The 652-nt window shown below is 65.3% G+C and carries 1 protein-coding gene and 1 pseudogene; both read right to left on the bottom strand.

Annotated features, from left to right (window positions below):
* A pseudogene (locus tag D1012_RS22000) lies at positions 1-235 on the bottom strand (ABC transporter permease subunit); the annotation flags it as partial.
* 155 nt (positions 236-390) lie between these two features.
* Positions 391-652: permuted SH3 domain-containing protein (locus D1012_RS21995; protein WP_494338084.1), on the bottom strand; the 262-nt coding region annotated here is incomplete at its 5' end.

Below are 652 nucleotides of genomic sequence, written 5' to 3'. Positions count from 1 at the left end.
GGATCGTGCCCTGCACGATCATCAGATTGGCGATATTAGGCAGGATATGTTCGGCCGAGATGCGCGCCGCGCCCTTGCCGCTGACGCGGGCGGCGAGGATGAAATCGCGTTCCCACAACGGCAGCGCCGCACCACGTGTCAGGCGGGCGAAAACGGGAATGTTGAAGATGCCGATGGCGATGATGGCATTCACGGCAGAGGGACCGAACACGGCGGTGATCAGGATCGCGATCACCCAGGCGAAGATGGGGCGGTCGATAAAAAATCTAGGCATGGGAAATTCCTACGAGCCTCAGGCTGTGCTTGTCGTTCCGGCACGCGCCGGAGTCGGTCCGCTTTTCGTGCTTCAAGATCACGCTGTTCGATCCGTCACGACGAGCAGCGCTTGGGTCAGTGCTTGTCCGCCGGTGCAGCGGCCGCGGCCTGCGCGGGTGCGCCCGCTGCCGCCGGCGGCTGGAACGGAACCGCCTTCGCCGGCGCGCCGGGCTTCACCTTCATCACGCCGGAGACCACGATCTGGTCGCCGTCGGCGAGGCCGTCGGTAACGATCCACTCCCCGCTCTTGAGCGTGTCGGTGGAAACGCGCTTCTGCACGACCTTGCCGTCGCCGCCGACCACGAACACGAACGGACCCTGCGCGTCGCGCTGCACC

Source organism: Pseudotabrizicola alkalilacus (assembly GCF_003443995.1).
Taxonomy (GTDB): domain Bacteria; phylum Pseudomonadota; class Alphaproteobacteria; order Rhodobacterales; family Rhodobacteraceae; genus Pseudotabrizicola; species Pseudotabrizicola alkalilacus.
This window is presented reverse-complemented; position numbering and strand designations above follow the sequence as displayed.